The 12,130-nt window shown below is 52.7% G+C and carries 7 protein-coding genes; 4 read left to right on the top strand and 3 right to left on the bottom strand.

Annotated features, from left to right (window positions below; translation table 11 throughout):
• Nucleotides 1-249: 249 nt before the first annotated feature.
• From QMG16_RS11785 to QMG16_RS11770, 4 genes are all read left to right on the top strand, one after another.
• Nucleotides 250-1,089, top strand: a complete 840-nt coding sequence (locus QMG16_RS11785; protein ID WP_281794422.1) for an ABC transporter ATP-binding protein — start codon at nt 250-252, stop codon at nt 1,087-1,089.
• Complete coding sequence (locus QMG16_RS11780; protein WP_281794420.1) at nt 1,086-1,820, top strand: ABC transporter permease; 735 nt, start codon at nt 1,086-1,088, stop codon at nt 1,818-1,820. The genes QMG16_RS11785 and QMG16_RS11780 overlap by 4 nt, the downstream gene beginning before the upstream one ends.
• A 272-nt stretch (nt 1,821-2,092) precedes the next feature.
• Nucleotides 2,093-6,277 (top strand): DEAD/DEAH box helicase, encoded by a 4,185-nt coding sequence (locus tag QMG16_RS11775; RefSeq protein WP_281794418.1) that lies wholly within the window; start codon nt 2,093-2,095, stop codon nt 6,275-6,277.
• A 391-nt stretch (nt 6,278-6,668) separates the two neighbouring features.
• Nucleotides 6,669-8,384: an ABC1 kinase family protein gene (locus tag QMG16_RS11770; protein WP_281794416.1), complete on the top strand. Its 1,716-nt coding sequence runs from the start codon at nt 6,669-6,671 to the stop codon at nt 8,382-8,384.
• 29 nt (nt 8,385-8,413) lie between these two features.
• Here QMG16_RS11770 and QMG16_RS11765 read toward each other — a convergent pair whose 3' ends face one another.
• The 3 genes from QMG16_RS11765 to QMG16_RS11755 form a co-directional block, all read right to left on the bottom strand.
• Complete coding sequence (locus tag QMG16_RS11765) at nt 8,414-9,511, bottom strand: hypothetical protein (protein WP_281794414.1); 1,098 nt, start codon at nt 9,509-9,511, stop codon at nt 8,414-8,416.
• A 201-nt stretch (nt 9,512-9,712) separates the two neighbouring features.
• Nucleotides 9,713-10,555, bottom strand: a complete 843-nt coding sequence (locus tag QMG16_RS11760; RefSeq protein WP_281794413.1) for a 1,4-dihydroxy-6-naphtoate synthase — start codon at nt 10,553-10,555, stop codon at nt 9,713-9,715.
• Nucleotides 10,556-10,806: 251 nt separating this feature from the next.
• Nucleotides 10,807-11,709 carry a phosphorylase family protein gene (locus tag QMG16_RS11755; protein ID WP_281794412.1) on the bottom strand — a complete coding sequence of 301 codons (903 nt, stop codon included), beginning with the start codon at nt 11,707-11,709 and terminating at the stop codon, nt 10,807-10,809.
• Nucleotides 11,710-12,130 lie beyond the last annotated feature (421 nt).

Raw genomic sequence — 12,130 nt, 5'->3', positions numbered from 1 at the left:
TTTTATGCTCCCATCAATAGAAAGCTTATGGACCGCCGATTCAGGTTTGGCCAAAGTGAATGACTGTTTGAGGGGATATGCGAAAAGAGCGGGCTTGTCAACGGAATTGCCGTTCGGGCGGATAAGAATTTGCCGGTTCCTGTGGGGTTTTCAGAGCCTGCCGGTACATTTTGTCAACATGCATTCCCCGCCCGGGCGGGTAGCGGGGCGACAACCAGAGGCCGGGAATGGAAACGAGATATTCGAAATATGATCCGAATAGAAAACCTGAAGAAGAATTACAAGAGCATCCAGGCGCTCAAAGGAATCCATCTCCATGTCAAGGAAGGTGAATTGTTTGCGTATCTGGGCCCCAACGGTTCCGGGAAGACCACTACCATCAAGATCCTGACGGGCCTCGCCAAGCCGACCTCGGGGGATGCCTATCTGCATGGGTTTCATATTCTGCGGGAGACTCTGGACGCCAAGCGGCAGTGCGGACTGGCACCTCAAACCATCAATCTGGATCATGAACTCACGGTTTATGAAAATCTGAACATTCACGGCAAGCTGTTCCATATGCCCCGCAGAAAACGGATGTCCAGGATCGATGAACTGCTCGAATACGTGGACATCAAAGATCGCAAGAACAGTCCGGTCAAACAGCTTTCAGGAGGAATGAAGCGAAGGGTGATGGTAGCCCGCGCCCTCATGCATTCCCCCAGGATTTTGTTCCTGGATGAGCCGACCGTCGGGCTGGATCCCACCATTCGGAGGAAGATCTGGTCTCTCATCAAGAAAATTCAACAGAACGGGGCGACTATTTTTTTGACGACCCATTACATAGAAGAGGCCGAATTCCTGGCGGATCGCGTGGCTTTTCTGGAAGAGGGGCGCATCGTGGATATCGACGCACCTCAAAACATGATGGCTCGACTGGGAACCTGGGCTTTAGACCGCATCGTGGATGGCGAAATGGAAACCGCCTACTTCAAGGAGAGAGAAGAAGCCAACAGGCACGTCGCGCAGCAGGAAGGAAGCTTTGCTTTGAGAAGGGTGAACCTGGAGGACGTCTTCATTTCCGTTACAGGGAAAAAGGTGCAATCATGAGAGGCTGCCTGGCTATCTACGAGCGGGAACTCCTGATTCTCAGAAAAAAATTTTTCAGGCAGGTGGCGTCCATGTCCGTTGGGCCCCTCCTTTACCTCATCGCTTTTGGTCTTGGAATGGGGAAAGGCGTGGAGGTGCAGGGGCATTCTTATATGGAGTTTCTGATTCCCGGGCTTGTGGCCATGAGCAGCATGATTCAGGCCTTTGCCATTGCCAGCGAAATCAATATAGCCAGGTTTTACTGGCGCATTTTTGAAGAATTTCAGGCGGCCCCCATTCGAAACATTGCCTATGTGACGGGAGAGGTGCTGGCGGGCATCACCCGCGCACTCCTTTCCATCGGAATCATTCTTCTCATTGGTCTCTGTGCCGGGGTTTTCCTTTCCTACAACATCTTTTTTTGGCTCGCCGTCGTCCTCAACAGCTTTCTGTTCGCATCCCTGGCGGTCTGCATGGCGATGCTCGTCAAATCCCATGCGGACCAGGCATTGCTCACCAATTTTTTCATCACTCCCATGGCCTTCCTGGGGGGGACTTTTTTCCCCGTGGACCGCATGCCTCCATGGGCCCAGAAAATTCTCCATTTCCTGCCGCTCACCCATGCCGCCCATGCCATTCGAAGCGCGGCCTTTGGCCTGCCTCCCGAATCCTTTTCTTACCTGCTTCTTGCCATTACGGGATCCATTCTCTTTGTTCTGGCTTTCTATTGCGTCAACAAGGCCAAGGAATAACCCCGGAAGGGCTTCGCAGAAAGGCTGTCTTATTTTACAAAGTGTGCAGAAAAGGCTTCCGAGGAAAGCCGTGCCGCGATCCAAAAGATATTTTCGAGAGTTTAAACTAAAAGAATTATTTGATATATTTTTAATTTGGAATTTCAATCCAGCCTTTTCCCACGTGTTCCGCGCGGGGGAAAAGGCTGCCTTGCCGGGCCGATCTCGTTGCCGAGTGGGTTGAGGTTCCGAATTGTCTTTAAAATGAGTGAAATCAAGAAGGACTCGATTTGTTGAACAACAAGGAAATAAGCGAAACTCTTCTCGAGGCGTACGAAACACTTTCACCCGTCGAAAAAACGATCGTTCAGCTCTGTTCGGTTATCTATGAACCGACGACCCCGGAGATGATTTTCAAGTGTCTTCTCAAAACGGATATCACTTTGGGGAGAGGCAAACAGCAGAAAATCAAATCGGTTGTCCCATATCTGAACCACCTGAGGTCCCTCAAGCTCTTGAACAAGTCTTATCAGTGCCACGACGCTTTTGTGGAAGTGGCCACGAGAAAAGCGCTCGCTACGGCGGCGGATGGTCCTTCCGCTTTCGGGCATTACGGACTCATGGTGAATGCCGTTCAAGGAGTAAAACCCCTCAAAAGTTACTACTCCTACGGCAGTCAGGGGCAGTATTGCTGGGTTGTGATGCGCGATCTTCGTATCGGGATCTATACTCATGACTTCAAGCTGTATTCGGAACGGTTGAACCAAATTTATTCACAGTGTTCCAAAACTTTTACAGAAGTGCATCCTCTGGTTCGAGTATGCAACAATCCTTTTGACGGCGAATGGTTTCGCACGCTCCCCCCCGAACTGCAGCACGAGGCCCTGGTTCAGATATTCTTTATGGCGCTGACTCAGATGGTTCCGGATGAAGATGCGCTTTCATACGCAATGGATGCGAGCAACCGAAGTATCATCCCCGAGGAGAAGAAACCCGTATTGGATTATATCCTGTCTTTCCGGCTCCTCATGGGAGGGCGCCCGGAGGAAGCGCAGCACATACTTTCGGAGATGGGGGACTCTCTTTACAATCTTGGAGTACAGGGCGGGATCCATTTTATGCAGGGCAGAAACGAAGAAGCCATTGAATCTTTTGAATCGGATTTGAAACGGCTTCGCAAATGGTCGGGAAGAAGAAAGGAGTATTTTAGAGGTTTTTTCGGCCCGATCTTCATCCTGGCATTGCTGAAGACGCAGGATACCTCGCATGAAAGGAAAATCGATGGGTATATCGATACCGCTCTTAACAACGAAGGGGAAAATCCCTTTCTTTCTTCGGTTTATAATGCCTTGAAGGTTATGTCCCTCTTGCAGCGCTATGAAGTGGACGTAGCGCGCCTGTTCCTGGCCAGGAATAAAGAATACGGGGAAGGCCTTTCCACGCTTTTTTCCGCCATCGCTTCTTATTGGCTGGAAGGTGAATTGAGTCAGGAAAAGATCGATTTAATCAGTAAAATATTCATAAAGGCCCGCGACAGGGACATGAAGTGGGTTGCCATGGAGTGTGCGGAACTGCTGTCCCGTGCCGAGCAGTCCACCCCCATCCGTTCCAATTATATCCAGAAGATCCGGGAAGAGACGGGAATGCCCTCTTTCGTATCGACCCTCAAAGTAGAAGAAGCATGGAAAAAGGGTCTGAATGCTCTCGTTCACATTTCTTCCCTCGACCGCTCGGACAGTGCGAAATCGGCTCAAGCCCGGCTGGTCTGGCTTGTAGATTACGATGGAGGCAATCTCACCCTGAGGCCCCTCGAACAGAAGCTCACCGCGAAAGGGACCTGGAGCAAGGGCCGCGCCGTTTCGCTCAGCCGGCTGCAAAGCGGTACCAACCTGGACTACATCACGCGCCAGGATCACCTCATTCGAGCCACACTCCACAAGGAATACGATTACTATTACGACTCCGGCTATGAGTTCGACATGGAAAAAGCCCTGCCCGCTCTCGTGGGACATCCATTGATCTTCCTGGAAAAGTCTCCTTCCATAAATGTGGAGTTTGTGAAAGGGGAGCCCGAAATCCTTGTGGAACAAGCCGGATCGAGGATCAGGGTCAAGTTTTCCACGCCCCTGACGGGTGGGAATGTGGAGCTCGTTCGGGAGACTCCCACGAGGTTCAAGGTCATCGAACTTTCCGAAGAACACAAGCGTATTGCAAAGATTCTCGGGGAGAGGGGGTTGAGCGTACCGGAAACGGCTAAAGAAGAGGTGTTGAACGCCATCGGGAGCATTTCGTCCCTGGTCACGGTGCATTCGGATATCGGCGGAAAATCAAAAGACATTGTGGAAGCGGAGGCGGACCCGACGCCCCATCTCCATCTCCTGCCCGCCGGCACGGGCTTCAGACTGGAGATGTTCGTAAAGCCATTCAAAGATGCCGGACCGCATCTCAAGCCCGGAGTCGGAACGGCAAACGTGATTGCCGAAATAGACGGCAAGAGGATGCAGGCTCACAGGGATTTGGTCCTGGAAGAGAGCCTAGCGGAGACCGTGGAGGGGGGGTGCTCCATTCTTTCAAAACTTCCCGAACCCGATCGGCTCTGGTTCCTGGAAGATCCGGAGGATTGTCTCCAGGTGCTGCTGGACCTCAAGGAGATGCAGGAAAAGGGCTCCCTCATCGTGGATTGGCCGGAAGGTGAGAAGCTGAGGGTCACGCGGGAAGTGGCCTGGGACCATCTCCGCATGAAAATCCGTGGCAGGAGCGACTGGTTTGAACTGAGCGGCGACCTGAAGGTGGATGATAACCTGGTTCTCGATATGAAGCAGCTTTTGGAACTCCTGCAGAGCGGCAGGAGCCGCTTCATTCCTTTAGGCGACGGACAATTCCTGGCTCTGACCCGCGAATTCCGCAAAAGACTCGAAGAACTGAACAGCTATTCCGAGAGGCGTGGGAAGGCCCTTCGTGTTCACCCCCTTGCCGCGCTGGCCATCGAAGATTTTACGGATCGTCTCACCCATCTGGATGCGGACGACGCATGGAAGTTTCGCCTCAAACGCATCAAAGACGCTCAGAATTTCGTCCCTGTGGTCCCTTCCACGTTGAAAGCCCAGCTTCGGGATTACCAGGTGGAAGGCTTCAACTGGCTTGCCCGCCTGGCTCACCTGGGGGTCGGAGCTTGCCTGGCCGACGACATGGGCCTTGGCAAAACATTGCAGGCTCTTGCCATCATTCTGGACCGCGCCCCGCAGGGGCCCACCCTCGTGGTGGCCCCTACCTCCGTCTGTATGAACTGGATTTCCGAAGCCAACCGTTTCGCTCCCACTCTGAATCTCATTTCCTTCAGCGGCGGCAACAGGGAGAGCATCGTCAACGATCTGAAGGAAATGGATGTGCTTGTCACGAGCTACGGCCTCCTGCACCAGGAGGCGGAGTTGCTCTCCTCCGTGGAATGGCGCACCATCGTTTTAGACGAGGCTCAGGCCATCAAAAATATCGCCACCAAGCGTTCTCAGGCGGCCATGGGGCTCAAGGGTGAATTCAAGCTCATCACGACAGGCACTCCCATAGAAAACCACCTGGGGGAGTTCTACACCCTCTTCGATTTCATCAATCCCGGCCTTCTGGGATCACAGGATCGTTTCAACGCGCGGTTTGCTATTCCCATTGAAAAATACAAGGATAAGGATGCCGGAAAGCGTCTAAAGAAACTGATCCGGCCCTTCATTTTGAGGCGCATCAAATCGCAGGTTCTGGAAGAACTGCCACCGCGTACCGAGGTGATTCTGCGGGTGGAAATGGGTGTTGAGGAGATGGCTTTTTACGAGGCCTTGAGACGTCAGGCCCTTGAAAAGCTGGAAATGGATCAGGGTCCCCCGGGCCAGAAGCACCTCAAAATTTTGGCCGAGATCATGAAACTGCGGCAGGCCTGCTGCAATCCCAAACTGGTCTTGCCCGAAAGCAATATTTCCAGTTCCAAACTGCAACTCTTCGGAGATGTGGTCTCCGAAATCCTGGAAAGCGGGCACAAGGCTCTCGTCTTCAGCCAGTTTGTGGGGCACCTGTCGCTCATCCGGGAATATCTCGACGAACGGAGCATCGATTACCGCTACCTGGACGGGAGTACTCCCCCCAAGGAAAGGAAAAAGCAGGTGGATGCCTTCCAGGCCGGAAAGGGGGATCTCTTTCTCATCAGTCTCAAGGCGGGCGGATTGGGGCTGAATCTCACCGCGGCGGACTACGTGATCCACATGGACCCCTGGTGGAACCCCGCAGTGGAAGACCAGGCCTCCGACCGTGCCCATCGCATCGGGCAACTCAATCCCGTCACGGTCTACCGGCTGGTGACCCAGAACACCATCGAAGAGAAGATCGTCAAATTGCACCAGGACAAAAGGGATCTGGCCAGCAGCCTTCTGGACGGAAGCGATATCAGCGGCAAGATTTCTGCGGAGGAGCTCCTCAAACTGATCCGGGAAGACTGATGGTTCATGGCTCATAGTTCATAGCTGATGGCTCATGGCTTGTAGATGGAGAAAACATGAGCCAAGCAGCTGCGCAAGAGTTCCTTCACATTTCATGCTCACACGTGTCATGCTCGCAAAGGCGGGCATCCGGTTTTAGAGCCATCTTTCTGGATTCCTGCTTCCGCAGGAATGACGGATAAGATATTAAAAAAATATATGTTTTTGAGTGCTTACTGTGACATTGTCACATGGACTACGGAGACACGAAGGACACAGAGAAAGACCTTTAAATGAAATCTCCGTGTTCTCCGTGTCTCCGTGGTTCAGATGAAATCTGACAATGTCAACTTACAAGACATGAACCCTCAGCCATGAGCCATGAACTACGATCCGCGAAGGAAAAATGGGTATGAAATTTTCCAGAAGATTATCCAGTATAAGGGGAATCAGAAGATTCGGAACCATTACCCGAGTGCTCCTGAAACACGGAATGGGTGACGCGGTGGAACGCCTTTTCAGTGTGAAAGAGAGGAAAACGCGCGGCTCGGAAGATGGAGACATCCTTTTAAAATCCGGATTCCCTTCCCCCAGGCGCATTCGTCTGGTACTGGAAGAGCTGGGGCCGAGCTTTGTCAAACTGGGGCAGCTCATGAGCACGCGGGCCGATCTTTTCCCGCCCGACTACATTGAGGAATTCAAAAAACTTCAGGACCATGTTCCTCCAATCCCCTTCGACGATGTGAAGGGTGTGATCGAAAGGGAACTGAAACGCCCCCTGGACGAGCTCTTTGCCGAGTTCGATCCTCAGTCCATCGCGGCGGCTTCCGTGGGGCAGGTGCACATCGCCAGGCTCTTTACGGGGGAAAAGGTTGCGGTGAAGATCATTCGGCCTGGAATCGATAAAAAGATCCGGGAAGACATCCAGCTCATGTACAACCTGGCGGAAAAAGTCGAAGGCTCCTTTGAAGTCGGAAGAATCATTGGAGCGGTCAATCTCGTGAAGGAGTTCGAACGGATCATCTTCCGGGAGTTGGACATGCTCATCGAGGCTGGAAGCATCGAGAAATTTGCCGGCAATTTCAAAGAAATAGACGAGATTTACATCCCTAAGGTCTACTGGGATCAGACCACAAAATCCGTTCTGGTCATGGAACACATCGATGGTATCAAGATGGACGATGTGGAAACCATTCGAGCCCATGGCATCGATCCCAAAGAAGTGGCCCTCATCGGTCTGCGGTCCTTTTCGCGGCAGCTCATGAAGTTTGGATTTTTCCACGCGGACCCGCATCCCGGAAACACCATCGTCATGTACGACGGCCGCGTGAGCCTGGTTGACTTCGGAATCACCGGCTACCTGGACGACGAAACCATGCGCCAGATCGCCAACCTCTTCCTGGGTTATGCCGAACACGACTACGACATGATCATGGATGCCCTTCAGGAAGCGGGACTCATCAATGAAGAAACCATGGATCTGGCCGCTTTCCGGATCGATCTCAAGGACGTGAGTGAAGCCTTCTACGGGCGCTCCCTCCAGAACATTTCCGTGCGGGATGTCTATGACCAGGTGATGGGGCTGGTGCTCAAGTACCATGTTCATCTTCCGAGAAATCTCATGCTCCTTCTCAAGACCTTCATCCAGACGGAGGCCCTGGGAAAAATTCTCGGCAGCGATGCCAGCATTCTGGAAGTCACCAAACCCTATGCCAGGGAATTGCTCCAGCGGGGGATCGATGCCAGAAGCATGCTGAAGAACATGGGTAGAGACGCCCGTATTACGGGCAATTACATGAAATCGGTGCCCAAGTTCGTCCATGACATCCTGAGGCAGACCGCCAAAGGGAAGCAGCGGGTGGAAATGCAGCACACGGGATTTGAAGACCTGGGTGGGCAGCTGGAAAAAGGGGTGAACCGGCTGACCGTCGGCATGATCATTGCCGCATCCATCATCGCGGGGGCCATGGTTCTCAATTCCGGCCAGAAAATTCTCGATCTCACCATAGATTTCATGGGACTTCAGACCCTTCCCCTCACCGCCCTACTGGGAGTCCTGGGTTACATGGTCGCTACGGTCCTGGGGCTCTGGCTCGTCCTCTCCATTTTTCGTTCCGGGAAATTGTGATCCAAAAATGAAGGGGCAAGTTGTTTCCATCAGCCCAGGCAGAGAAATACCGGCAAAGATTTCGGCAGATTTGCACCTTGCCCGGCACTGTAACCCTTCTTATCCAGGCTTTTCCACAGTTCGTCATGAGTGCAATTTTCGAGGGCAGTGAGGGTCAACGCGGTCTCTCCAAGTTGTGCCGATCCGGCTTTGCTCAAAAAGTTCGTCACCCTTTGACGCAAATTTTCGGCTGACGCTGCAAATTTTTCACGAAGAGTTGTATCCCGCGGGGCGTTCAGCAGATCTTCGAGGCTTTGGAAACAGGATTCTGTATCCTTGGATTTTTCCACTTCTTCCAGTAACTTCCGGTATGTGTCCGTAGGCAGGCAATCCAGTTTGGGGAAGCTGAATAACGGAACCTGAAGTGTTGTGAGCGTGTTTCCGGAACGCTTGAATGCGCTTTCAACCGTTTCCAGAAGATCTTCAAGCACTTCCCGGTTACTGGCCACAAAGATGGGGTGCTCTGCCGGGTTTCTCTTGAAAAACAAACGGAACCAGCAGGTGATTCGCTGCGGGAGCATAAAATTGGAGGCGCTTCTCTCGGAAACAAGAGGTGGTGTCAATGTTCCAAGGGTGTCCTCCCCTTCATCACCGCTCTCGATTCCCAGGATATCTAGGAATTCCTTTTCCAGGTGTTCCACCTGAGCGTAGCTTTTTGAAAGTTCCAGGTCTCTTTCTTCCAGGTCTCGGGCCATTTCCATGAAGACTGCCGCTTCTACGAGGCGCTCCCTTTCGCTCTGCAGGCTTTCAAAACCCTTGCCTTTCAGCTTGCTCTGGATTTCGAGGCGGCTTTCTTCGGAACCTGTGGCGATCCAATCATGGGCCATGGACGCCATGATGCTGTCTCCGCCGCGAAGCCCTGTAAGATCCTGATAACCTTTCAAATGGTGGCCGATCCTCTCCAGTGTTTCGGACTCTTCGATGGTGGGGCAGCCTGAAAAATGTGCTTCCGCCCAGGGTGGGATGAGAGGCGGGCGCAGCACCTGGAGGAATGACATGGGGGGGGAAAGCACGGAAAGGTTTCGAAATCCACCTTCGGACAGGAGCATGCAGGGAAACAAAAAATAGCGCAGAGTGTTTGATCTCATTCTTTTTTCTTTCTCGTTACGGTTGAATTTGAACGCGCAAAGAGAGTTGAGTTCACTCTCATGCGAGACGTATAATTTTAAATTGTAATATGTTCCACATCTTATGCAGTCGATCTTTCCACCTGGATGGAGCGAGGGGGTGAGAGCAGGGCCGGGCAAAGGGGAGGGACAGGTTCTAAATCCACAAAATGTGCTCCTGCCTCAGCTTTGATCCCAAAAAATTCCTTTGGTGGGCATGGGCAGATTCTCCTGCCTGGCGGCCGCTTCCAACAGGAACCGTGTGGCCTGCTCCCCCTCCGCTCCCACATCGACGCTGAAATCGTTGACGAACATATCGATGTGCCTGCGAATGATTTCCGGTTCCATCTCCTGAGCATGGCTTTTTATATAGGGCCAGGCTTCCTGGAGGTTGGTTCTGGTGTAAAGCAGGCTTTCACGAATTTTTGTTTCCACGAAGCGGGCGGCGTCATGCCCCAGGTCTCGTTTCATGACGATTCCCCCCAGAGGAAGCGGAAGCCCCGTCTCCTTTTCCCACCAGCTTCCAAGGTCCAGCACCAGGTGCAGCCCCAGGCCCGAATAGGTGAACCGGCCTTCGTGAATGATGACCCCCGCGTCCACCCGCCCCGCGGCCACAGCAGGCATGATATCGTTGAAAAGCATTTCTACACAGGGTCCGCGGTGCGTTCCCTGCAGTTGAAGGAGCAGATTCGCCGTGGTGAGCTTTCCTGGAATGGCGATGGTTTTGTTCCTGAGCTCCTCCATCGTTGTGGGCCGCTTCGCCACCACCAGGGGACCGCAGCCCCGTCCCATGGCTCCCCCGGCCCTCAGCAGCCAGTAATCCTCCAGGAGACGCAAGATGGCATGGATGGATACCTTGGTGATGTCCAATGCCTTCTGTCGTGCCCGGCGGTTGAGCTCCTCCACGTCGGCCAGCAGGATCTCGAAACGGCAGGGGGCGAGATCGATCCGGCCTTCGGCCAGTGCGTAGAAAATGTAGGTGTCATTGGGGCAGGGTGAATATCCAAGGTTTAGAGACCGTTTCATTTATCCCTCATCTTATTACAGATCCCGACAAATATCCGGTCCAATCTTTTCTGGAGCTCCTCTGCGTCGCCTCCGCTAAGCCGCATTGGCGCACACTCCAAGAACGGGATGGAATGACGTTTTGTGTGGGGAGCAAACGAAGAATCATGTATTCCTCGAGACCCACATCCTCCGGAAAGGGAGCGCCGCCTTCCATGGCGGCGAAAAGTATCCGGCATTTTTGAGGTAGAAGCATACATCGAAATCCTTCATTAAATGATCCGCAGCCAGTTCAAAACGATGCTGCGGCAGTGAAACATGGCTTTTCCCAGTTCCCAGTTTTTCTTGTCCCGGTCTCCCGCCATGTTGCTGATTCCACGGCACTCCATAACGGGTACATCGAATCGGAAACAGGTCTGCGCCACGGCACTGCCTTCCATATTTTCGGCAAATGCTTCATACCGTGAAAAGCGGGCATGCGCAACCTCTGCATCGCCGCTCACCATTCCCACCGTGAGGCTGGGGCCGTATACAAGGCGGAAGCATTTTTCTTTCCGGCCTTCCTTAGAGGACGACGGCTCCAAGCAAGAAGCGGCAGGCAGGCAGGAATCCGATACCCCGGAACAACTCTCATGGAGGCATCTACCGCCATGTCCCTGATCTTTTATTGAATCACGTCCGGGAAGAGGCTGACCGTTCATTCGATACAGCCCTTCAGGCATCTCCTCGTGAACTCTATGAAACAAGGGGGCACGATCCATAGGAAAGGCATCGTAGAATGTTTCTTCCCCCTGGAGCAACAGGGGAAATCCCATCTCCCTCGAGGAATGAATGCCGTCTGTAGTGAGAATGCCCTCATCTCCGCAGAGGGCATTCTGCGTCACCAGGACGTCTCCCACCCGCAACGGCCCTTCAGAGTAGGCTCCCGCGCATCCAACATTGACGACGGTATTTACGGCAAAACGTTCCAGAAGTGCAGCGGTTGTGACGGCCGCATTCACCTTTCCGATTCCCGTTGTTCCCATTATGAGGAAGCGGCCCGCCCATTCGCCCAGCCGAAAAGATTCTCCGCACAATCGATGCGTTCGATATGAACCGAAAAGCTGGAAAAAGGGTTCCATCTCCATGTGAACGGCACCCAGTATGGCAAGACCGATCGTATCAGAGGAATTCATGGGATGTCTGCCCTCTGCTCCGGAATTGGGGGAGATAAAGGCATATTGCTTGCTCCACTCGGAAAAATTCTTTTATCTTCCCATATCAAAAAGGCGCGAGAACCTGACCCGATGGCCATCAGGAAATGCGGCCACTGGAACAGGAGGGTACCTATAAAAAATTTCGTTTTTAGATCCTGTTTGCCAGCATCCTCGAGTATACACTCTCAAATGACATAATTCGAATTGAAATGTTCTGCAAAGGCTTCACAAACTCAAAACAGCCAATTTCCCAGCCGGGACTAATAGGTCGGAATTCCTTCATAGTTCTCATTGCAGCTCTCTCTTTGTTGGGAGTATTGTATCCATAAATGTTGTTTATATGAAAAAAGGCTCATGGTTTATAGCTCATGATAATATCGCTTCTCAAGAGCGCTTCCCG

The sequence above is a fragment of the Desulforhabdus amnigena genome, assembly GCF_027925305.1.
Taxonomy (GTDB): domain Bacteria; phylum Desulfobacterota; class Syntrophobacteria; order Syntrophobacterales; family Syntrophobacteraceae; genus Desulforhabdus; species Desulforhabdus amnigena.
Note: the sequence above shows the minus strand (reverse complement) of the source record. Positions and strands in the feature narration are given on the sequence as shown.